Annotated in this window: 25 protein-coding genes and 1 tRNA gene; 10 read left to right on the top strand and 16 right to left on the bottom strand. The window is 66.1% G+C overall.

Annotation, left to right across the window (positions count from 1 at the left end; all coding sequences use genetic code 11):
* Positions 1-323: 323 nt before the first annotated feature.
* The 9 genes from GGR43_RS14825 to GGR43_RS14865 all read right to left on the bottom strand — a co-directional run bounded on the left by GGR43_RS14825 (position 324) and on the right by GGR43_RS14865 (position 7,343).
* Positions 324-509, bottom strand: coding sequence for a DUF5681 domain-containing protein (locus GGR43_RS14825; protein WP_188072774.1), 186 nt, complete (start codon positions 507-509; stop codon positions 324-326).
* A gap of 98 nt (positions 510-607) precedes the next feature.
* A complete protein-coding gene (locus GGR43_RS14830; protein ID WP_284278870.1) occupies positions 608-910 on the bottom strand; it encodes a DNA methyltransferase in 303 nt (100 codons plus the stop codon).
* A 932-nt stretch (positions 911-1,842) separates the two neighbouring features.
* Positions 1,843-1,933 (bottom strand) — tRNA-Ser (locus tag GGR43_RS14835).
* A gap of 124 nt (positions 1,934-2,057) precedes the next feature.
* Positions 2,058-2,600 carry a GNAT family N-acetyltransferase gene (locus GGR43_RS14840; protein WP_188072776.1) on the bottom strand — a complete coding sequence of 181 codons (543 nt, stop codon included), beginning with the start codon at positions 2,598-2,600 and terminating at the stop codon, positions 2,058-2,060.
* Positions 2,601-2,860: 260 nt separating this feature from the next.
* The gene (gene rpoN / locus GGR43_RS14845; RefSeq protein WP_188072777.1) at positions 2,861-4,396 is read right to left on the bottom strand and encodes an RNA polymerase factor sigma-54; all 1,536 of its coding nucleotides are present in this window, start codon (positions 4,394-4,396) and stop codon (positions 2,861-2,863) included.
* A gap of 26 nt (positions 4,397-4,422) precedes the next feature.
* Positions 4,423-5,214, bottom strand: coding sequence for an LPS export ABC transporter ATP-binding protein (gene lptB, locus GGR43_RS14850; protein WP_425502229.1), 792 nt, complete (start codon positions 5,212-5,214; stop codon positions 4,423-4,425).
* Between the two features lie 279 nt (positions 5,215-5,493).
* A complete protein-coding gene (gene lptA, locus GGR43_RS14855; RefSeq protein ID WP_188072778.1) occupies positions 5,494-6,054 on the bottom strand; it encodes a lipopolysaccharide transport periplasmic protein LptA in 561 nt (186 codons plus the stop codon).
* 2 nt (positions 6,055-6,056) lie between these two features.
* Positions 6,057-6,701, bottom strand: coding sequence for an LPS export ABC transporter periplasmic protein LptC (lptC, locus tag GGR43_RS14860; protein WP_188072779.1), 645 nt, complete (start codon positions 6,699-6,701; stop codon positions 6,057-6,059).
* Positions 6,702-6,725: 24 nt separating this feature from the next.
* Positions 6,726-7,343, bottom strand: coding sequence for a ribonuclease D (locus GGR43_RS14865; RefSeq protein ID WP_188072780.1), 618 nt, complete (start codon positions 7,341-7,343; stop codon positions 6,726-6,728).
* 152 nt (positions 7,344-7,495) lie between these two features.
* Here GGR43_RS14865 and GGR43_RS14870 point away from each other — a divergent pair, with 152 nt between their 5' ends.
* Together GGR43_RS14870 and GGR43_RS23795 are read left to right on the top strand one after the other, a co-directional pair.
* Positions 7,496-8,761 (top strand): glutamate-5-semialdehyde dehydrogenase, encoded by a 1,266-nt coding sequence (locus GGR43_RS14870; protein ID WP_188072781.1) that lies wholly within the window; start codon positions 7,496-7,498, stop codon positions 8,759-8,761.
* A gap of 177 nt (positions 8,762-8,938) precedes the next feature.
* Positions 8,939-9,718, top strand: coding sequence for a cold-shock protein (locus GGR43_RS23795; RefSeq protein WP_188072782.1), 780 nt, complete (start codon positions 8,939-8,941; stop codon positions 9,716-9,718).
* 569 nt (positions 9,719-10,287) lie between these two features.
* On the opposite strand, the gene GGR43_RS14880 is transcribed toward GGR43_RS23795, so the two are convergent.
* From GGR43_RS14880 to GGR43_RS14890, 3 genes are all read right to left on the bottom strand, one after another.
* Entirely contained in the window at positions 10,288-10,800 is a 513-nt protein-coding gene (locus GGR43_RS14880; RefSeq protein ID WP_188072783.1) for a Dps family protein, read from the bottom strand.
* Positions 10,801-10,900: 100 nt separating this feature from the next.
* A complete protein-coding gene (locus tag GGR43_RS14885) occupies positions 10,901-11,464 on the bottom strand; it encodes a hypothetical protein (RefSeq protein WP_188072784.1) in 564 nt (187 codons plus the stop codon).
* A gap of 197 nt (positions 11,465-11,661) precedes the next feature.
* Positions 11,662-11,979, bottom strand: coding sequence for a hypothetical protein (locus tag GGR43_RS14890; protein ID WP_188072785.1), 318 nt, complete (start codon positions 11,977-11,979; stop codon positions 11,662-11,664).
* 216 nt (positions 11,980-12,195) lie between these two features.
* On the opposite strand from GGR43_RS14890, the gene rpmG reads away from it, so the two are divergent.
* On the top strand, positions 12,196-12,363 hold the full coding sequence (rpmG, locus tag GGR43_RS14895; RefSeq protein ID WP_021226203.1) for a 50S ribosomal protein L33: 168 nt from the start codon (positions 12,196-12,198) through the stop codon (positions 12,361-12,363).
* A 124-nt stretch (positions 12,364-12,487) separates the two neighbouring features.
* Here the strand turns inward: rpmG and GGR43_RS14900 are convergent, their stop codons facing one another.
* Entirely contained in the window at positions 12,488-12,850 is a 363-nt protein-coding gene (locus GGR43_RS14900) for a response regulator (protein WP_188072786.1), read from the bottom strand.
* 54 nt (positions 12,851-12,904) lie between these two features.
* Between GGR43_RS14900 and GGR43_RS14905 the strand changes: the two genes are divergently transcribed.
* From GGR43_RS14905 to GGR43_RS14920, 4 genes are read left to right on the top strand one after another with little or no spacing between them, the layout of a single operon-like run.
* Positions 12,905-13,222 carry a DUF3572 family protein gene (locus GGR43_RS14905; protein ID WP_188072787.1) on the top strand — a complete coding sequence of 106 codons (318 nt, stop codon included), beginning with the start codon at positions 12,905-12,907 and terminating at the stop codon, positions 13,220-13,222.
* A complete protein-coding gene (locus GGR43_RS14910; protein ID WP_188072788.1) occupies positions 13,219-13,872 on the top strand; it encodes an HAD family hydrolase in 654 nt (217 codons plus the stop codon). The genes GGR43_RS14905 and GGR43_RS14910 overlap by 4 nt, the downstream gene beginning before the upstream one ends.
* 36 nt (positions 13,873-13,908) lie before the next feature.
* The gene (locus GGR43_RS14915; protein ID WP_188072789.1) at positions 13,909-14,679 is read left to right on the top strand and encodes a glycerophosphodiester phosphodiesterase family protein; all 771 of its coding nucleotides are present in this window, start codon (positions 13,909-13,911) and stop codon (positions 14,677-14,679) included.
* Positions 14,680-14,693: 14 nt separating this feature from the next.
* Positions 14,694-15,830 carry a GNAT family N-acetyltransferase gene (locus GGR43_RS14920; RefSeq protein WP_188072918.1) on the top strand — a complete coding sequence of 379 codons (1,137 nt, stop codon included), beginning with the start codon at positions 14,694-14,696 and terminating at the stop codon, positions 15,828-15,830.
* On the opposite strand, the gene GGR43_RS14925 is transcribed toward GGR43_RS14920, so the two are convergent.
* Positions 15,831-16,127, bottom strand: coding sequence for an SEL1-like repeat protein (locus GGR43_RS14925; protein ID WP_188072790.1), 297 nt, complete (start codon positions 16,125-16,127; stop codon positions 15,831-15,833). It lies immediately after the preceding gene.
* 98 nt (positions 16,128-16,225) lie between these two features.
* Positions 16,226-17,080, bottom strand: coding sequence for a pantoate--beta-alanine ligase (gene panC / locus GGR43_RS14930; RefSeq protein WP_188072791.1), 855 nt, complete (start codon positions 17,078-17,080; stop codon positions 16,226-16,228).
* 106 nt (positions 17,081-17,186) lie between these two features.
* Here panC and GGR43_RS14935 point away from each other — a divergent pair, with 106 nt between their 5' ends.
* The 3 genes from GGR43_RS14935 to pgmG are packed head-to-tail and all read left to right on the top strand — an operon-like array spanning position 17,187 to position 19,917.
* Positions 17,187-17,996, top strand: a complete 810-nt coding sequence (locus tag GGR43_RS14935) for a division plane positioning ATPase MipZ (protein WP_188072792.1) — start codon at positions 17,187-17,189, stop codon at positions 17,994-17,996.
* The gene (locus GGR43_RS14940; protein ID WP_188072793.1) at positions 17,996-18,538 is read left to right on the top strand and encodes a J domain-containing protein; all 543 of its coding nucleotides are present in this window, start codon (positions 17,996-17,998) and stop codon (positions 18,536-18,538) included. Before GGR43_RS14935 ends, GGR43_RS14940 begins: the two co-directional genes overlap by 1 nt.
* The gene (gene pgmG / locus GGR43_RS14945; RefSeq protein ID WP_188072794.1) at positions 18,535-19,917 is read left to right on the top strand and encodes a phosphoglucomutase/phosphomannomutase PgmG; all 1,383 of its coding nucleotides are present in this window, start codon (positions 18,535-18,537) and stop codon (positions 19,915-19,917) included. The genes GGR43_RS14940 and pgmG overlap by 4 nt, the downstream gene beginning before the upstream one ends.
* Before the next feature lie 366 nt (positions 19,918-20,283).
* Here pgmG and trhO read toward each other — a convergent pair whose 3' ends face one another.
* A complete protein-coding gene (gene trhO, locus GGR43_RS14950; RefSeq protein ID WP_188072795.1) occupies positions 20,284-21,120 on the bottom strand; it encodes an oxygen-dependent tRNA uridine(34) hydroxylase TrhO in 837 nt (278 codons plus the stop codon).
* Positions 21,121-21,292: the final 172 nt, after the last annotated feature.

The following is a 21,292-nucleotide window of genomic DNA, read 5'->3' on the forward strand; positions in this document are numbered from 1 at the left end:
CATCGGAACCCTTCTCGATGCCTTCACGCCCGACGAATGCGCCAATTACCTCAAAAACTCCGGATATGCGTCAATCTAATCGCAGAACGCTCTAGGATCGCCCTTTCCCTTGCCCCTGCTCTTCTTTTCCCCGCGCTTCTTCGGCGGTTTCGAGAACATGCCCTCGATCATCCGATAATGCTTTTCCATCTCCTCGGTCCAGCCAATGTCCTCGTCCTCTTCGGCAGCCCGTTCGGCCTCGCTCCGCTTTTCCTCCAAGGCCTTGAAGAGGCCCAGGCTTTTGAGCAGGGAAATAGTGCGCGCGCATTCATAGCCCTTCGACTTCAGGGATCGTTCATCATCTTGCGGATAATGAGCTCGATCATCGAGATCCTTGCCGGCTTGCCGTTGATGGATACCTCCCTCTCTTCAAGCGCGATCTCGACAAGGGCAGAAAGGAGATCGGGAGGAATCGGCACCTCCTTCTTCTTGCTGGGCCTACCCGTAGGATTCCCCGATTTGCCGGGCACAAAGCGGCCCCTTCCGTCCCGCGTCTTCCTCTTTGCCCCGCGATCCGCGGGGCGTCGCACAGATATATTGGCCATCTTATCCCCCTTTTGTGACACTGCTATTCGCTGTCGGTTTCCGCCCGCTCGATCGCGATGTCGGAAAAGCTGCGCCCGGTTTCGGCATGGATGGCCTGCCTGCCCGTCAGGTCCTGCCAGCGCCGGATGGCCCGATCCACGAACAGCGGTTCGATCTCGACGCCGCAGGCCCGCCGGTCGCACCGTTCCGCCGCGATGATGGTGGTTCCCGACCCCATGAACGGGTCGAGAATGATGCTGCCCGGCGCGAGGCATCCATGATGAAATCCTCGACCAGTTCCACGGGCTTGGGCGTGGCGTGCATCCGAATCGATCAGGATCGGCACAAAAGCCCATCGCCAAAATGGAGCGACTCACTTCCTCTACATGGACAGGGTTGGCTTTACGGGTGCGCCGGGAGGCAGGCCTGAGATCGGCGGGCGGGCGCTGCTCGATCTCCAGGTCGCACCCTATCTCGTTGCGGATGGCCACAATGGTCCCGGAAGGCTTCTTCGCCACGTGGACCCGGCGCTGCCGCGCCTTGTGGTTGACCCCCTGCTTGACGGACTTCTTGCCCGAACTGACAATCTTGAACGCCATGACTATACCCTCCACTTCTTCTCCGGAAGGGCTGCGCCCTTCTGGAAACCAACGAAATGGCCGGGATGGGAAAACGGAAAGGCCAACGCACATCCATCCTCCCGGTCTCCGACCGGACGAACTTGTGTGAGCTACCTTCCTTGGTTTCTGCTCTCCGAACAGCCGCAGCAACCCGGACCGGGCAGAGAGATAAGTCTCGATCCGCTACCGATGAATAAGGGATCTCATGCGTTGTGGGTCCGTTCCAAGCTCTTTTTTTATTCCGCTCCTATTTTTTGTTCCGCGCCCTGCACGGTCATGGAGAGGGCCTGATCTGCCTCCTGCCGTCCGCCTGTTCCCTACCTGTTATGGCTCCTGTTTCTCACCTGTTATGCGTCCTGATAAATATTCCCCGCTTCCCGATGTCGAGACAGCCATATCCAGCGGAAATCAGGGGGCAATAGGCTTGCAGGCCGTCATGGACGGCACCCCGGAAGGAGGCATTTTCCTACTTAACAGGTGAAACAGGCTTGGAAGCGTAAAGCGTAGTGCGACAAAATCAGCAGAGAAAATCGGGGAGAGTTGCCTGCTTCTCCGGCGCGGATTGATTCTCCGACACAGAAATTGCGTGCGAAAAGCTGCGGAACCGCGGCCTTTTCGACGCAAGAACCATGATCATGCAGACATGAAGCTGACTGAGTGGCGGAGCGGGAGGGATTCGAACCCTCGATACGCTTTTGACGTATACTCACTTTCCAGGCGAGCGCCTTCGACCACTCGGCCACCGCTCCGCACGTGCTGGAATGGCGGCCTCTAGCCGGTCGGGCCGGTTCTGGCAACACCCAGAATGAAGCGCGGCCGAAAGAAAACCGGCCGCCGCCCTTCCGCTTCACCGGCGCACCCCCAACCGCCCCCTCACGGGTTCAAAATGGTTTCCACCAGCACCAGGCCCGGCTCGCCCTCCACCGGGCGGGCGGTGAAGCCCATTTCGCGCTCCAGCTCGATCGCCGCATGGTTCTCGCGGCTCTCGATCGACTGGAGACGGCGGATGCCCCGCGCCCTCGCATAGGCCGCGACATGCTCCAGCAGCATCCAGCCGATGCCGCGCCCCTTGTAATCCTTGTGGATGGAGATCGCGACCTCGGCGGTGTCCAGCCGGTCGTCCGCCGCCACCATCGCGCTGCCCACCAGCGATCCGTCGGAATCGATCGCGAGGAAATTCTCGGTCTTGCGGTGGTCGACGCGGACCATGGAGGTGATGATCTCCTCCGGCACATGCGACACGCCGGTCAGGAAGCGGAAACGCAGGTCGGCCGGCGCGACATTGGCGAAAAAGCCCTCCAGCGCCTGCACGTCCAGATCCATCGCCGGGCGGACGTGAAAGCGATAGCCGCTGCGCGTGACGAGTTCCCGCTCCCAACCGTCGGAAACCTTGATCGTCTGAATTCCACTGTCCATGCCGAAGATCCTTTTTCAAAAAGGGCAGGCGGACGGCCTGCCTCCGCGTGGCTGCATAAGGACCCCTGCCGCCGATGCCTTGACCCGGATCAACAGGAAAGCCGGGCGCAGCCTATCATCCCGCCCGCCGCGCCGACAAGCCGCGCGGACCGGATATGCGGCCAATACCAGGGGCATGAGGACGGTCCGGCCGGTGGCGGGGGTTTTCGGGAAGGGCAGGCTGCGACGGGCTCGGCCCGAACGGGTAGCGGGGTCGGCGTCTATCCGGCCAGCGCCTTCTGCCGCCGCCGCTGCACCGAGGAGCCGATGCCCATCGATTCGCGATATTTGGCGACGGTGCGCCGGGCGATGTCGAAGCCTTCGGCGCGCAGCAGGTCGACCAGCGTGTCGTCGGAGAGGATCTTGCGCGGGTCCTCCGCCGCGATCAGCGCCTTGATGCGGCTCTTGACCGCCTCGGCCGACACCGCCTCGCCGCCCGCCGCCGAGGCGATCGCGCTGGTGAAGAAATATTTCAGCTCGAACAGCCCGCGCGGGCAGGAGAGATATTTGTTGCTCGTCACCCGGCTGACGGTCGATTCGTGCATGCCGATCGCCTCGGCGACGGAGCGCAGCGTCATCGGGCGCAGATGGGCGATGCCGTGGCGGAAGAATTCCTCCTGCTGGCGCACGATCTCGGTCGCCACCTTGATGATCGTGCGCTGCCGCTGGTCGAGCGCGCGGATCAGCCAGTTGGCGCTGGCGAGGCAATCGGCGAGCCACGCCTTCGACGCCTTGTCCTGCACCCCGCCCGACAGCTCGGCATAATAGACCCGGTTGACGAGCAGGCGCGGCAGGGTGGCGCCGTTGATCTCGATTCCCCAGCCCTTGCCGCGCGGCGTCACGAAGATGTCGGGGATCACCGCCTGCCCCGCGCCGGGCGCGGCGAAGCGCAGGCCGGGCTTGGGATCATAGGCGCGCAGCTCGCGGATCATGTCGGCGAGGTCTTCCTCATCGACGCCGCAGATGCGGCGCAGCTGCGGCAGCGCCCCCCTGGCCAGCAGGTCGAGATTGGCGAGCAGCGCCGCCATCGCCGGGTCGTAGCGGTCGGCCTCCTTCGCCTGCAACGCAAGGCATTCGGACAGCGAGCGGGCGGCGACGCCGACCGGATCGAACCCCTGGATGACCGCCAGCACCGCCTCCACCTCGATGAGCGGCACCTGCAACGCATAGGCGATCGGCAGCAGCTCCGCCTCCAGATAGCCGGCCTCGTCGATCTGGCCGATGATCTGGCTGGCGATCAGCAGCTCGCGGCCGGAAAAGCGCAGCCGCGCCTGATCCATCAGATGTTCGTAGAGGCCCGTCTCGCCGCTGGCGAAGCTGTCGAAATCCGGCCCGTCCTCGCCGAAGCCGCCGGAGAGCGGATAATCGTCCGACAGGCCGCCCGCGCCGGAAAGCCCCGCCCCGCCCGCCATGTCGGGATCGGCAAGGCCGCGATCGGCGCCCTCCTCCGGCCCACTTTCCACATCGAGCGGGCTTTCGGCCATCACCGCATCGTCGCGCATCATCGCGTCGCTGCCCGCCTCGGCGGAGGAGACGGCGGCGCCCTCCCTCTCCGGCACGGCATCGGCGGGGGCGCCTTCACCGTCGCTCCCGTCGCCGCGCGCCAGTTCGAGCAGCGGGTTGCGCTCCAGCTCGCCGGCCAGCCAGGCCTCGATCTCGATATTCGACAGCGCCAACAGCTTGATCGCCTGCTGTAGCTGCGGCGTCATCACCAGCGACTGGCTTTGCCGCAGGTCGAGGCGCGGTGCCAATGCCATTATCGCGTCCTCATGCCGCCATGCCCCTACATCGAGAAGCTTTCGCCCAGATAGAGGCGACGCACATCGGCATTGGCCACCAGCTCTTCCGGGTTGCCGGCGAACAGCACCTTGCCGTCATAGATGATGCAGGCGCGGTCGACGATCTCCAGCGTTTCGCGCACATTGTGATCGGTGATGAGCACGCCGATGCCGCGCGTGCGCAGCTGCTTCACCAGATCGCGAATGTCGGCGATGGAAAGCGGGTCGATGCCCGCGAAGGGCTCGTCCAGCAGCACGATCGACGGGTTGGCCGCCAGCGCGCGGGCGATCTCGCAGCGGCGGCGCTCGCCGCCCGACAGCGCCATGGCGGAGCTGTCGCGCAGGCGGGTGAGGCCGAATTCGCCCAGCAGCTCCTCCAGCCGGGTGGCGCGGGCGGAGGCGTCGGGCTCGGCCAGCTCCAGCACGGCGAGGATGTTCTGCTCCACCGTCATGCCACGGAAGATCGAGGTTTCCTGCGGCAGATAGCCCAGGCCCAGGATCGCGCGGCGGTACATGGGCAGGCCGGTGATGTCGTGGCCGTCCAATGCGATACGGCCGCTGTCGGGCCGCACCAGCCCCATGATCGAATAGAAGCAGGTCGTCTTGCCCGCGCCATTGGGGCCGAGCAGGCCGACCACCTCGCCCTTGGCGACGGTCAGCGACACGTCGGTCAGCACCGGGCGGCGGTCGTAGCTCTTGGCGATGGAGACGACCTCCAGCCCGCCGGAGCGGGCGAGCGCGGCGGCGCCATCGTCGCCATTCGGGCCGGGCCGATCCATTATCGCGATGTCGTCCATCACATATCCTCGCTGAAAAAACCCTCGCGGACAGGGGCAGATTGGGACGGGCCGTCAAACGGCAAGCTTTTTGCATGGCCGCAACCCGACGGCCTGCTTATGCATGAGCGAAAGCCGTCCGCCTAGAGGAAAGATGGCCGATACGCCCGATTTCTCGCACGAATCGCGGTTGGATGGTTCCAACATATGGAACCGTTCGGGCTGGGCTTGTCGAAGGGCTCAGGGCGAACGGGGGTAGGGAGAGCGGTAACCAAACGCCCAATCCCGGAAAACCTGCGCTCAGTTGTCGCCGTCGCGCCTGGGCACCGTGAAGGTGCCGGTGACGCGCCCGCCCGACCCCTGCGTCACGCCCGCGCCGGAGGAGGAGGCCTGGCCGTCGACGGTGGAGCGCCCGCTTTGCAAGTCCATCACCAGCCGGCCGCCGGTCAGGCGGTTGGCGCCCTGCGTCAGCTCGACATTGCCGACCATGGTGATGATCCGCCGGTTGAGGTCGTATATCGCGGTGTCGCCGCGCGCGCGCTCATTGCCGCGCGTCACGCGGACATTGCCCGCCGCGTCGATGCGGTCGATCTCTATGCTGCCGGTGTTGCGATAGGCGACGGTCATCCGCGCCGAATCGAGCGTCAGATTGCCCTGCGTCACATGGACGTTGCCGGAAACCACCACGCGGTCGGCGCGGTCCTGCACCTCTATGCGGTCGGCGGCGAAATTGACCGGCGCGCTGCTGTCATGCCCGCGCAATATCTGCGCTTGCGCGGGCTGCCCCACGGAGCCGTAGAGGAAGGCGCCGGAGAGACCGGCCGCCAGCGACAGGGAAGCAAGGAAGAACGGCCGCACCATGATTATCGCCCCTTGACGGCATTTTGCTCTATACGCAAGCGCGCATTGCCGACCAGCGTGACCGTCCGTTCATTGAGGTCGGCCTGCAAATGGTCCGCATCGAACGGCCCCATCGGTATGCGCCCGTAGACGCGGCCCGCGCTGCGCATGTTGCGCGTTTTCAGATCGATGTTCACGTCGCGCGTCGTCAGGCGATAGCCCTGCGCCGAATCGAACTGCACCGGGCCGACGACCATCATCTGCTCATTGTCCAGATTGTAGCGGCCCCGGTCTGCCTTCAGCACCGCCGCGCCGTCGCTCATCAACAGGCGGGCGGACAGGTCCTTCATCTCGACGATCGGCTCGCGCGAGGTTTTCTGCACCGCCGAGCCCGCGCGCAGCGAAAAGGGCCGCCCCTTGCTGTCGGTGCCGCGATAGAGCGCCTCGCGCACCTTCATCCGCTCGCTGGCAATGTCGACGCCCTTCTTGTCGAGCACGAAGCTCACCTCGTTCTGGCTGGTGAAGGGCGCGGCGGCGAGGAAGGCCGCCAGCGCGCCCACGCCCATCGGCAGCAGGTTCTTGAGCAGCCGCACCATCCGGTCGTGCGCGCCGCCGGGCATCGCCCAGTGCTGGCGCGCGGTGCGTTGGGTATCTGCCAGTTGCGACATGGGGCGGCGTCCTCCCGTCCGGTGTCAGACGTGCGAGAATATATCGATTTCGGGCCAGCCCGCCAGATCGAGCAGCGCCCGGTGCGGCAGGAAATCGAAGCAGGCCTGAGCCAGCTCCATGCGCCCTTCCCGCTCCAGCCTGCGGTCCAGCTCCTCCTTCAGCCGGTGGAGATAGCGCACGTCGGACGCGGCATAGTCGCGCTGCGCCTCCGACAGCACCGGCCCGCCCCAGTCGGAGCTTTGCTGCTGCTTGCTGATCTCCTGCCCCAGCAGCTCGCGCACCAGCTCCTTGAGGCCGTGGCGGTCGGTATAGGTGCGCACGAGGCGCGAGGCGATCTTGGTGCAATAGGCCGGCGTCGCCAGCACGCCCAGATAATGCTGGAGCGCGGCGATGTCGAAGCGGCCGAAATGAAAGAGCTTCAGCCGCGCCGGGTCGGCGACGACCGCCTTCAGATTGGGCGCGTCATAGGCGCTGCCGGGCGAAAAGCGCACCAGATGCTCGTCGCCCCTGCCGTCGCTGATCTGCACCACGCACAGCCGGTCGCGCGGGGTGATGAGGCCCATGGTTTCGGTGTCGATGGCGACGGGACCGTCGGCCAGCACGCCGGCGGGCAGGTCTTCCTCGTGAAAATAGATGGTCATGCGGTTCCCCTTATCGGTCCGCGCGGCAAAGCTCAACGCCGCAATGGAGGCATCGCCTCCGTCCATCGCGCTTTCCTACACGGCGCCATCATGATAGAGCGCCTCAACCGGCCAGATACAAACCGAACAGTCAGCGGACCCCTTTAGACCCCATGAACGATATGACCCAGACCCCCGAAATGCTGATCGCGGCGATGGCCGCGCGGGCGCGCAAGGCCAGCCACGCCCTTTCCCTGGCCAGCGACGCGCAGAAGGCGCGCGGGCTGGAACTGGCCGCGCAGGCGCTGCGCGACCATGGCGACGCGATCTGCCGCGCCAATGCGCAGGACATGGACAATGCAGCCGAGCGCGGCCTTTCCCCGGCGCTGCTCGACCGGCTGAAGCTCGACACCGCGCGGATCGAGGGGACCGCCGCCGGGGTGGAGCAGGTCGCCCGCCTGCCCAATCCGCTGGGCGAGACGATCAGCGAGACGACCCGCCCCAACGGCATGGTGCTGCAACGGGTGCGCGTGCCGCTGGGCGTGATCGGCATCATCTACGAAAGCCGCCCCAATGTGACGGCGGACGCGGCCGCGCTCTGCCTGCGCGCCGGCAATGCCGCGATTCTGCGCGGCGGCAGCGAGGCGGTGGAGAGCAACCGCGCGATCCATGCGGCGATGGCCGAGGGCATCGCCGCGGCGGACCTGCCGGTCGACGCGATCCAGATCGTCCCCACCACCGATCGCGCGGCGGTGGGCGCGATGCTGCGCGCCTCGGGCCTGATCGACCTGATCGTGCCGCGCGGCGGCAAGTCGCTGGTCGCCCGCGTGCAGGAGGAGGCGCGTGTGCCGGTGCTCGCCCATCTCGACGGCATGAACACCAGCTATGTGCACGGATCGGCCGACCCGCAGATGGCGCGCGAGCTGATTCTCAACGCCAAGATGCGGCGCACCGGCATTTGCGGCGCGACCGAGACGGTGCTGTTCGACGCCGCCTTCCCGGCGACGAAAGACGTGCTCGCCGCGCTGATCGACGCGGGCTGCGCGGTGCGGGGGGACGAGGCGATTCGCGCGCTCGACCCGCGCGTGACCCCGGCCACGGACGAGGATTGGGACACCGAATATCTCGACGCCATCGTCGCGGCCGCGCAGGTGAACGGACTCGACGAGGCGCTGGACCATATCGCCGCCCATTCGAGCCACCATACCGATGCGATCGTCGCGGAGGATGCGGAGGCGGCGGAGCGATTCCTCAACGCCGTCGACAGCGCGATCGTGATGTGGAACGCCTCCACCCAGTTCGCGGACGGCGGGGAATTCGGACTGGGCGCGGAAATCGGCATCTCCACCGGACGGCTGCACGCGCGCGGCCCGGTCGCTCTGGAAGGGCTTACTACCTACAAATGGGTGGTGCGCGGCACCGGCCAGACCCGGCCCTGAACGGGCGCGAATTGCTGTCCCGCAATTGTATCAGATGCCGCGAAGAAAAGATTAGCCCTGCGCTACAAAGCTGATATAGTGCGGAACTGACCGTACTGCGCGGCGGATAATGCATGTCTTTCGTCCGGCATGTTCATCCGAGATGAGAGCGGGCGAAGTGAAAGTGACTAACAGGGCATGAGTTTTGATAGAGGTCGCCGCGGACGCGGCAGGGACAAACGGGATAATTTCGGCGGCGACGATTTTGGCGGTTTTCCGGATCGCGGCGGTTTCGGCGGCGGTTTCGGCGATCGTGGCGGTTTCGGCAATGATCGCGGCGGCTTCGGCGGCGGTGGCGGCTTCGGTGACCGTGGCGGTTTCGGCGGCGGCGATCGCGGCGGCTTCGGCGGTGGCCGGGGCGGCGGTGGCGGTGGCGGCGGGTTCCGCGGCATGCCGGCCCAGGTCGTCGGCGAAGGCACCGGCGTCGTCAAATTCTTCAACGGGCAGAAGGGCTTCGGCTTCATCGTTCGCGATGACGGCGGCGAGGACGTGTTCGTCCACATCAGCGCGGTGGAACAGGCCGGTCTGACGGGGCTTGCCGAAGGGCAGCCGCTCGGTTTCACGCTGGTGGATCGCGGCGGCAAGGTTTCCGCGACCGATCTCAAGATCGAGGGCGAGCCCCTGCCGGTGGAAGACCGCCCGCAGCGGTCGGATCGTCCGGAACGGTCGGATCGCGGCGGCCCCCAGCGCCAGCTGACCGGCGAGCGCGCCAGCGGCACCGTCAAATTCTTCAACGCGATGAAGGGCTTCGGCTTCATTCAGCGCGACGACGGCCAGCCCGACGCCTTCGTGCACATCAGCGCGGTCGAACGCGCGGGCCTGCCCGGCCTGCAGGAAGGCGACCGGCTCGATTTCGAGATCGAGATCGACCGCCGCGGCAAATATGCCGCCGTGAATCTCCAGTCCAAGGCGGACTGATTCGCGGCGGGAGGAGCCCGATATCCTCCCGGTAGTTTATGAAAAAGGCCACTTTCCTTCGGGGAAGCGGCCTTTTTTGCGGTTATGGGGTTTGCCGAGCGGTTGGCGCAATGGCTGCTTGGGGTGGGAAGCGGGACCTCCGCCAATCGTCACCCCAGCGAACGCCGGGGTCGCGGGCCATATCGCGCGCCACCTTTTGAGAGGCCGGCCTGCACAGGCATGACGGGAATATATGGCTGATTTTGGTGGGAAGCGGACATATCGTGCTGGAGTAGAAAGCTCACGCGGAGACGCGGAGGCGCGGAGAAGGACGTTCCGGGCCGCAGGCCCCATTTCATTCTCCTTGCGTCGGTTGCCGGGGTGAATGACGAGGGAAAGCGCTTCGCGCTACTATCTCTCCGCGTCTCCGCGCCTCCGCGTGAAACCAATCTTCTACGTCCGCTCCTGACCGAAAGCAGACATCGGCCCAAAGCCCGTTTGCAAAGGATAATCCCGCCCCATGCGAAGCGGCGCCCCCGCCACACGGAAGCGCCGCCCATAAGCCTCATCGGCTTTCGAAAATACGAAGATCAGCCCTGACGGCCCGCCTCGAACAGGAACCAGGCGCGTTCCTCGGCCTGGTCGGTCCAGTCGTCGACAATACCCTCGGTCGCATTGTCGCCCGCCTGCGTCGCGGCTTCCTTCACCGCGCGGAACGTCTGCACCAGCGAGAGATTATCCTCGCGCAGCTCGTCCAGCATATCCTTGGGGCTGACGAAATCGGCGTCATTGTCCTTGATCGTCTGATGCCGCGCAATGTCGCCGATGGAACGGAGGGTCGTATTGCCCGTCTTACGCACGCGCTCGGCGATCGCGTCGGTCACCGCGTGAATCTGCGCCGCCTGCGCGTCGAACAGCAGATGATAGTCGCGGAAGTGCGGGCCGGAGACGTGCCAGTGGAAATTCTTCGTCTTGAAATAGAGCGCATAGCTGTCCGCCAGTGCCTTGTTCAGCGCCTCCGCGACGCTCAGGGTCGCATTGCTCGCAAGGTCGGTCGGCGTGTTGAGCGCCGCAGGGGATGCTTTTTGCTTTTTCGATGCCATGAATACCCTCCTTATCGAGTCCATCATCCAAACGTCTTATCGCGCAATTTGTGCCAAAAAGCCCGTGGAATATTGCGGTATCACTAATCGCTTTTGCCGATCACACAAGCCGCAGCGCCGTCATGGCGATGGGGAAGGCGCCGATCAGGAACAGGATGCCCACGCCCTTGCGGAAGGCGGCGATGGCGCGGCGGGGCAGCGCATCGCCCGCCGCCGCGATCAGCAGGCAGGCCGCGATGCCGCCTGCCGCGCCACCGATTCCCGCCATCCACGGATCGGCGCGGGCGGCCGCGACGCCCGCCGTCAGGAAGGCCGGGCCCTCCCCGAAGCCGAGCAGGGCCAGGCCCAGCGCGGCGGTGAGCAGCGGCCCCAGCCGCCAGCCGGAAAGATCGTCCGTCCCCCGCCCGGTCCACAGCAGCCCGATCCCCGCCCCCGCGAGGGTGAGCGCCTGAAACAGGCTGCGCGCCTCGGGCGTCAGCATCCCGGCGATCATGCCGCCCGCCACCGCGCCCGCCGCCGCATTGGCCGTCAGCGCCGCGACCATGCCCGTCACGACCAGCGCGGTTGCGCGATAACGGCCCAGCAGCGCGCGATAGACCGAAGGAACCCGCCCTCCCGCCTCGGCGAGAAGGTTGAGGAAAAAGGCGATCAGCAAGGCATCCATGGCCGCCCTTATGGAACGGGAAGCCCGAATCCGCCAGAGCAGCGACTCGGATGAGGCACCCGGCCACCAAACCGGTCGAAATTCAGTCCAGGTGGAGCCGAGAAGCGTGATTTGCGGGCATCGGAGCGCAGCGGACTTGAGGTCCGTGAGCACCGAAGCGCGCTTCGCAGGCCCGCATGGGCTGAATTTCGACCGGTTTAATGCCCGAAGCGGGAGGTCAGCGCGGCGATATAAACGGCGCCGCTTTCCGGGCCGTTATCCTCGCACTCCAGCGCGTCGCGCATCAGGTCGAAGGAGGAGGCGACGGCCCAGCCCAGCGTGCCCGCCGCCAGCATCTCGCCCAGCGTCGCGGCCAGTTGCGCGGCGGGCAGCAGCCCGTGCCGGTGCGCGTCCCGGCGAATCCGGTCCAGCTGTTCGCGCAGGGCCGGGAGAGTGTCCCGCCCCTCACCGGTGGCCAGCGCATCGATTCGCGCCCTGAGGCCGGACCGGACGGAAGATATGCCTGCCTGTTGCATTTCCGAGTCTCTCCCTCCCGCAATTTCCGCCATGGTGACGGAAAACCGTTAATAGCCAGCTTAGATGACGCTGTTTTTACGGCCGGGGCGGGCGCGAAGGCGCGGATCGCCGCACTGTCCTGTTGACAAGCGGGGCAAACTGCCCCATGAGCGCCCGCTGAAACGGGGCGGCATCGGCCGCCTTATTTTTTCAACGGTTTTTTGAAGGAACGGGCCATGGCAAAGCCAGCCACTGTGAAAATCCGGCTTGTGAGCAGCGCCGACACCGGTTTTTTCTATGTCACCAAGAAAAATCCGCGCACCAAGACCGAGAAGCTGAGCTTCCGCAAATATGATCCGGTCGCGCGCAAGCATGTCGAGTTCAAGGAAGCCAAGATCAAGTAAGGCTTCCGTCCCCCTCCGCCGGAGGGAGACATGGGCGAAAAGGATGAGGCCCGGCCGCTATGGTCCGGGCTTTTTCCGTTCGTCCCGCGCGGGAAGGCCGGCCGCGCGCCTGCGCCGCGGCGCGTCACAGCAGGCTGTTCACCACCTCGATGAACTTCATCACCGATATCGGCTTCGACACATAGGCTTCCGCCCCGGCCTCGCGGATGCGTTCCTCGTCGCCCTTGCCCGCATAGGCGGTCACCGCCATGACCGGCACGCTCGCCAGCGCCGGGTCCGCCTTCAGCGCGATGATGAGGTCGAGGCCGCTGACATGGGGCAGGTGGATGTCCATGATGACCAGCTCCGGCTGGAATGCGCCCGCCTGTTGCAGCACCTCCCGCCCGTCGGACACGGCCAGCGTTTCGTGACCATGCGCCCGCAGCAGGTCACAAAAGAGCTTGAGATTAAGCTCATTGTCCTCGACAACCAGTATGCGCTTCGCCACCTGTCACCCCGTTTCGGCGCTTGACCGAAATCCTCGCATATTCGAAGGAACCTCATGCTCTCCCCCGATCAAAATGGCAATGGCGCCCCCGCTGCCAAGGCCCCGGATGACAGCGCCCCGGATGTCATTGCATTGCAGGCCCTCGGCTGGATCGTGAGCGAGGAGGCGCGGGCGCGGCGGCTGCTGGACCTCACCGGGCTCGACGCGGACCAGTTGCGCGCGCGAGCGGCCGACCCCGCGCTGTGGCGAGCCGCGTTCGAATTCCTCGCCGCGCATGAGCCGGATCTGCTCGCCTGCGCCGACGCGCTCGGCCTGCCGCCCGAACGGCTGGTGCAGGCAGGCAGGGAGATCGGGCGGGAGGCCGGGCGATGAGCCGCCCGCTGCTGATCACCGATTGCGACGAGGTGCTGCTGCACATGGTCGTGCCGTTCCGCCAATGGGTGGACGAAACCCACGGCGTGGAGTTCAGCTTCGCCCATCGCGACTTCACGCGCGCGCTGCGCTACAAGGAAACCGGCCTCGTGCTGGAAGCGGGCGAGGTCTGGACGCTGCTGCGCGCCTTTTTCGAGACGGAGATGCACCGCCAATATCCGATCGACGGCGCGCTGCCCACGCTTATGGAGCTGTCGGCGCTGGCCGATGTCGTCATCCTCACCAATATCAGCGAGGAGGATCATGAACGCCGCATCGACCAGCTGCGCGCGGTCGGCGTGCCGTTCCCGATCCACTGGAATCAGGGCGGCAAGGGCAGGCCGGTGCGGCGGCTGATCGACGAATACCGGCCCAGCGCGACGTTGTTCGTCGACGATCTCGGCGCTCATCATGATTCGGTCTCCCGCCACGCGCCTGAGGTCTGGCGGCTGCACATGGTCGGCGAGCCGGAACTGGCCGGCCATATCGAGCCGTCGCCCCACGCCCATGCGCGGATCGACAGCTGGCGCGAGGCGGAGCAGTGGATCAGGGCCCGCCTGCTGCACGGACCGGCGCCGTTTCCGCCGGGGGACGGCGACCCGCGCGGATGAGGACGGGATGAAAACGGGATGCGGATGGGGGTGTGCATGACGGCGCGGGGGCCGGCCGATCCTTCCCGCCTCGCCTTTCTCGCGGGCCGGTCCTATGCCCATCGCGGGCTGCATAGCCCCGACGGGCCGCCCGAGAACAGCCTGCCCGCCTTCGCCGCCGCGCTCGATGCGGGCCACGGCATGGAATGCGACGTGCGCCTGTCCGCCGACGGCATCGCCCATGTCTTTCACGACGCGATGCTGAACCGGATGACCGGGCAGCCGGGCGCGCTCGCCGCCCTCGACGCCGCCCGGCTCGCCGCGATCGAGCTGAGGGACGGCGGCGGTCCGATCCCGCGCCTGTCCGCGCTGCTCGATCTGGTGGCGGGCCGTGCGCCGCTGCTGATCGAGCTGAAGGTCGACCGATTGCGCGACACCCGCCCGCTGTGCGAGGCGGTGCGGCGCGATCTGGCGGACTATGAGGGGGAAGTGGCGGTGATGTCCTTCTCCCCCCGCGTGTCGCGCTGGTTCCATTTCCACGCACCGCACATCGTCCACGGCCTCGTCATGACCGAGGAGCGGCGCAAGGGCATGCGCGGGCGGATCGCGCGGCATCTTGCAATAGCCCACGCCCATCCCGATTTCCTCGCCTATGACATACGCGACCTGCCCAGCCCCCTCGTCCGGACCCTGCGCGAAAGAGGCTATAGGGTGCTGAGCTGGACGGTGCGGGACGAACGGCAATGGCGGCTGGTGGAGGCGGAGGCGGACGCGGCGATCTTCGAAGGCCCGCTGCCCGCATCCGCCGTGAAAGGGCCGGGCCGGTGAGCGGTCCGCCCGTCATGCGGCTGGGCGAGGGCATCGGCTCGGTCAATGCCGCCGCATGGGACCGCTGCGCCGGGGACGGCGACCCGTTCCTGACCCATGATTTCCTCGCCGCGCTGGAGGAATCGGGCAGCGTCGGCCCCGGCACCGGCTGGCAGGCCGCGCCGCTGCTGATCGAGGCGGGGGAGCAGGATGACCAGTTGCTCGCCTGCGCGCCCGCCTATTTCAAGTCGCACAGCCAGGGCGAATATGTGTTCGACCATAGCTGGGCCGACGCCTGGACGCGCGCGGGCAAGCGCTATTATCCCAAGCTCCAGATCGCCGTGCCCTTCTCTCCGGTGACCGGCAACCGGCTGCTGCTGGCCGACGGCGCGGCGGCGGAACTGGCGACGGTGCTGATCCGCGGCGCCGAGGCGGTGGTGGAGCAGAACGGCCTCAGCTCCGCCCACGCGACCTTCATCGCGCCGGAGCAGGTGCCGCTGTTCGAACAGGCCGGGTGGCTGATTCGCGAGGACAGCCAGTTCCACTGGGAAAATGACGGCTATGCCGATTTCGACGATTTCCTCAGCGCGCTGTCCAGCGCGAAACGCAAGACGCTGCGCAAGGAACGCCAGCGCGCGCGCAAGGGGCTGGAGATCGTCCACCTGACCGGGGATGCGATCGGACCGGAGCATTGGGACGCGTTCTGGACCTTCTATCAGGATACCGGCGCGCGCAAATGGGGCCGGCCCTATCTGACCCGCGCCTTTTTCGACCTGATCGGCCAGCGCATGGCCGAGCGCGTACTGCTGGTCTTCGCGCTGCGCGACGGGCGGCCGATCGCGGGCGCGCTCAACCTGATCGGCGCCGACACCCTCTACGGCCGCTATTGGGGCTGCGTCGAGGACGTGCCGTTCCTGCATTTCGAGCTATGCTATTATCAGGCGATCGATTTCGCCATCGCCCATGGGCTGCGCCGGGTCGAGGCGGGCGCGCAGGGCGGGCACAAGCTGGTGCGCGGCTATCGCCCGGTCGCGACATGGTCGGCCCATTATATCGCCAATCCGGATTTCCGGTCAGCGGTCGCGCATTTTCTCGATCAGGAGCGGCGGGCGGTAGCGCAGGATCGCGCCTGGCTCGACGAACGGACGCCCTTCCGCAAGCCGGACAGCTAGTCAGTTCAGCGAGGCGCCACGGCCCGAAAGCCATGCCCGCGCCTGCCGCTGCGCCTCGGATATCTGCTGCGGGGTCATTTCCTCCGCAACCTCGGCCCGCAGCGCCTGTCCTTCCGCATTGCCCCCCAGCGCCGCGAGATTGAACCATTTATGCGCCTGCACGAGATCGACATCGACCCCGCCGGTGCCGCAGCTATAGGCGATCCCCAATTCGTAGCAGGCCTCGCTGTTGCCCCGCGAGGCATCGGCCAACCTGCTCTCCATCAGGAACTGCGCACTTCGCAGACTGTTCCCCATGATCAAAACCCCCACTTGGTTCCATGCCGGTGGAGATTTGCGAATCATGGCTAATATTTGGTTAATCCGCCCGCCAGCGGCCGAAATGTGACGCCAATTTACAATTTTCCGCCCGGAAAGACCGGGAAATTGTCGATCAGCCGGGTCTTGCCCAGCCGCGCGGCGACCAGCAGCCGGGCCTCGGCGGAGAGGCTGCGCACCGGCGCCAGCGACGCCGCGTCGCACAGCTCGACATAATCGATCGGATCGAAGCCCGCCCGTTCCAGCGCGGCGCGGATATCGATCAGCACCGCTCCGGCATCCTCCCCCGCCTCCAGCCGGGCGACCCCGGCCTGCATCGCGCGCGGCAGCTCGGCGGCCCGCCCGCGCTCGTCCGCGCTCAGATAGGCGTTGCGCGAGGAAAGGGCGAGGCCGTCCTGCGCCCGCGCGGTGGGCACGCCGACAATCTCCAGCGGCTGGTCGAGGTCGGCGACGAAGCGGCGGATCACGGCGAGTTGCTGATAATCCTTCTCCCCGAACAGCGCGACGTCGGGCCGCACCTGATTGAACAGCTTCGTCACCACCGTCGCCACGCCGTCGAAATGGCCGGGCCGGGCCGCGCCGCACAGCCCCTCGGAAACCCCGCTGACGGAAATGGAGGTGGCGAAGCCCGCCGGATACATCACATCGACCGTGGGCGCCCACAGGATCGCCACGCCCTCCTGCTCCAGCAGCGCGGCGTCCTGCGCCTCCTGCCGGGGATAGGCGTCGAGATCCTCATTGGGGCCGAACTGCATCGGGTTGACGAAGATCGACACCACGACATGATCGGCATGGGTCCTGGCCGCGCGCACGAGGCTGACATGCCCTTCATGCAAGGCGCCCATGGTGGGCACGAGGGCGATCCTTCCCCCCTGACCGCGCAGGGAAAAAACGGCGTCGCGAAGCGGGGCGAGGTCACGGATTATTTGCACGGCGGTTGAGGCTCCGGTAAGGCACGGTTGATGCCCCGCGCCGAGCGGGCGGGGCAGCGGGTCATGCCCGCATCTATACGGTTTTCGGGGAGTTCAAAAGTCTTCTATGGCTGGCCAGCAAACGCATATTATCGTTTTCGCCAATGAAAAGGGCGGCACCGGCAAATCGACCACGGCTGTCCACACCGCCGTCGCGCTGACGATGATGGGCCACGAGGTCGGCCTGATCGATCTCGACCCGCGCCAGCGCACGGTGACGCGCTATATGGAGAATCGCGCCGACACCGCGCGGCGGCGCGAGATCGACCTGCCAACGCCGGATTTCCGCGTGTTCACCGGCTCGACCGAGGCGGAGCTGGACGCCGACTATCGGGCGCTGGCGGACGGCAAGGATTTCCTGATCGTCGACACGCCCGGCCGCGACGACGCCTTCGCCCGCCACATGGCCGCCCGCGCCAACACGCTGGTCACGCCGATGAACGACAGCTTCGTCGATTTCGACCTGATCGGGCAGGTCGATGCCGAAAGCTTCAAGGTGAAGCGCCTTTCCTTCTATTCCGAGCTGATCTTCGAGGCGCGCAAGAGCCGCGCCAAGGCGGACGGCGTGTCGATCGACTGGGTGGTGCTGCGCAACCGCGTGCAGCATCATGACGCGCGCAACAAGAAGCGCGTCGGCGATGCCCTCAACGAACTCTCCAAACGCGTCGGCTTCCGCGTGATTCCGGGCCTGTCCGAACGCGTGATCTTCCGCGAGCTGTTCCCGTCCGGCCTGACCCTGCTCGACAAGGGGCATCTGGGCGACCTCGGCTTCAGCCACCTGACCGCGCGGCAGGAGCTGCGCGAGATGGTGGCGGGCCTCGCGCTGCCGCTGGTGTCCGAGGCCGACCGGGACAAGATCGAGCAGAGCGCCGCCTGATGGGCCTGCTCGTGCTGCTGCTGCTCGCTCTGGCGGGCTGGCTGATCCTGACCGGGCGGTTGCAGCGCATGACGATGACGGACGGGCTGATGCTGGGGCTGGCGATCGTCGGCGCGATCATGGCCGCCAAGGGGCAAGGCCTGCCGGGCGGCGGCGCGCTCGCCATCGCCGCGCTGCACGGCTGGCGGCGGCTCGCGGGGAAGGCGCGCACCCGGCGCGGAGCGGCCTCGGCCTCGCCCGGCTCACCTCCGCCCGAATTCGACCAACGCCGCACCGCACCGTCGCTGCCCCCCCCGGCGGAACCGGCCGGACTGGCCGAGGCCCGCGCGCTGCTGGGCCTCAATGAGGACGCCGATGAGGAGGCGATCCGCGCCGCGCACCGGCGGCTGATCGCAAAAAACCATCCGGATGTCGGCGGCACCCAGGCCCTGGCCGAGAAAATCAATGACGCGCGCACTATCTTGCTGCGTCATGCCGCTGAAAACAAAAGGTCGCACCTATCGCCTTCTGGCTTCCCTCAAGAACCGACAGGACCCTCATGACCCACCAATTCCACCCTACTTCCCTGCGTGAATATGACATTCGAGGCATCATCGGCGAAACCCTCGGCACCGAAGACGCCTACGCCATCGGCCGGGGCTTCGGCACGCTGATCGCCCGCGCGGGCGGAACGAAGGTCGCGGTGGGCTATGACGGGCGCACCAGTTCGCCGGTGCTGGAGGAAGCGCTGGTGCGCGGCCTCAACGACAGCGGCATCCATGCGCTGTGCATCGGCCTGGGGCCCACGCCGATGCTATATTATGCCGAGGCGACGGAGGATGTCGATGGCGGCATCCAGATAACCGGCAGCCATAACCCCGCCAATTACAACGGCTTCAAGATGGTTTTCCAGGGCCGGCCCTTTTTCGGCGCGGACATCCAGCAGCTCGGCGCGATGGCGGCGGCGGGCGACTGGGTCGAGGGCAGCGCGGGCAGCGAGCGCATCGATATCATGGATCGCTACGTCGCGCGGCTGGTCGAGGGTTTCGACGGCGGCGCGTTCCGCATCGGCTGGGACGCGGGCAACGGCGCGGCGGGCCCGGTGGTGGAGAAGCTGGTCAAGCTCCTCCCCGGCGAGCATCACACATTGTTCACCGATGTCGACGGCAATTTTCCCAACCATCATCCCGACCCCACGGAAGAGAAGAATCTGGCCGACCTGCGCGCCCTTGTCGCGGAGAAGAAGCTCGATTTCGGCGTGGCCTTCGACGGCGACGGCGATCGCATCGGCGCGATCGACGGCGAGGGGCGGGTGATCTGGGGCGACCAGCTGCTGATGATCTATGCCGAGGCGGTGCTGAAGGAAGAGCCGGGCGCGACCGTGATCGCCGACGTGAAGGCCAGCCAGGCGCTCTATGACCGCATCGCCGAACTGGGCGGCCAGCCGCTGATGTGGAAGACCGGGCACAGCCTGATCAAGTCCAAAATGAAGGAAACGGGCAGCCCGCTCGCCGGCGAGATGAGCGGCCACATCTTCTTCAAGCATCAATATTACGGCTTCGACGATGCGCTCTATGCCGCCATCCGCCTGATTCGCGCGGCGACGCTGCTGGGCAAGAGCGTCACGCAGCTGCGTTCCGACATGCCGGACATGATCAACACGCCGGAAATGCGCTTTCAGGTCGACGAGAGCCGCAAGTTCGCGGTGATCGACGAGGTGCTCGCCCGGCTCCACGCGTCCGGCGCGAAGGTGGACGCGACCGACGGCGCGCGGGTCAGCACATCCGAAGGCTGGTGGCTGCTGCGCGCGTCCAACACGCAGGACGTTCTGGTCGCGCGCGCCGAGGCGAAGGACCTGCCCGCGCTGCACGGGCTGATGTCCGAAATCGATTCGCAGCTCGCTGCCTCCGGCCTGCAACGGGGAGAGCAGGCGGCGCATTGAGCGAAGATCATGGAAAAAACGGAAAAATAGTGGCGATCTGCGTAGAATTGACGCTACGGAAAGCGGGGCTGTCTCTGTGAGTTGCAATTAATGCAACTGTGACAATTTCTTCGCACTTGCGGGATTCCGGCCGCAACCGCAAAAGGGACCTGCCTTTCAGGCATCCTCTCCTAGAACTTTCAAGCCGCCCTTCGGGGCGGTTTTTTTTTGGGTTGTTGCAGGGACATAGCCCCATCGTCATGCTGAACTTGTTTCAGCATCCACAAGGCCCCAATAGCCTCCGCTCAATCCGGTGAAATGGACCCTGAAACGAGTTCAGGGTGACGGTAAAGGCCAAGATCCCCCATTGGGCCAAAGCGACCCACCCTATTCCCCCGCCGGACAGACATGCTCCCCGTCCGGCCCACGGGCATGGCCGCAGGCGCGGCACATACGGTCCTGCGTCGGCGCGAGGCCGTGGCCCACCGACACGCGCTCGTCGAAGACGAAGCAATTGCCCTGCCACAGACTCCGTTCGGCGGGCACCTCCTCCAGATATTTGAGGATGCCGCCCTTCAGATGATAGACCTCCTCGCAACCGATGGAGCGGGCGAAGGCGGTGGATTTCTCGCATCGTATCCCGCCGGTGCAGAACATCGCGACGGCGGGCGGGGCGCGGCCTTCCCGCTCCCACTGCGCCTTCTGCTCCGCGAACCAGCCGGGAAACTGGCGGAAGGTGCGGATGTCCGGGTTGATCGCCCCGGCGAAGCTGCCGATCGCCACCTCATAATCGTTGCGCGTGTCGATCAGCACCACATCGGGCCGGGCCAGCAGCGCGTTCCAGTCGCACGGCTCGACATAGAGGCCCGCGTCGCGCGCCGGGTCCACGCCCTCCACCCCCATTGTGACGATTTCCCGCTTCAGCTTCACCTTCATCCGGCCGAAGGGGCGCTCGGATGCGGTCGAATATTTGATGTCCATCTCCGCGCAGCCCGGCAGCGCGCGCAGCCAGCTGACCAGCCGCTCCACCGCGTCGCCCATGCCCGCGACCGTGCCGTTCAGCCCCTCCGCCGCAAGCAGCAGCGTGCCGCATATGTCGAGCGCGCGGCACTGCTCCATCACCGGCCCGCGCAGCGCGGCGGGATCGTCGAAACGGGTGAAGTGATAGAGCGCCGCCATGCGAAAAGGCGCGGCGCTTTCAGCTTGAACGCGGGGCGATGACATGAAACGGCGCTATAGCTTCGCCGCGCCCCGGAAGATAGGGGGCCGGGACAAATGAAAAAGAATGAAAAAAGAAGGGCGAACCCCCTATTCCTTCTCTGGCAGGGGCTCCATTCTTTTGTTAGCCTGTCCTTACAAAACAGAAATAAATGCCGTGCCATAATGTCGGGTAAAC

Origin of the sequence: Sphingobium jiangsuense (assembly GCF_014196495.1) — a bacterium.
In the GTDB taxonomy this organism is placed as follows: Bacteria; Pseudomonadota; Alphaproteobacteria; order Sphingomonadales; family Sphingomonadaceae; genus Sphingobium; species Sphingobium jiangsuense.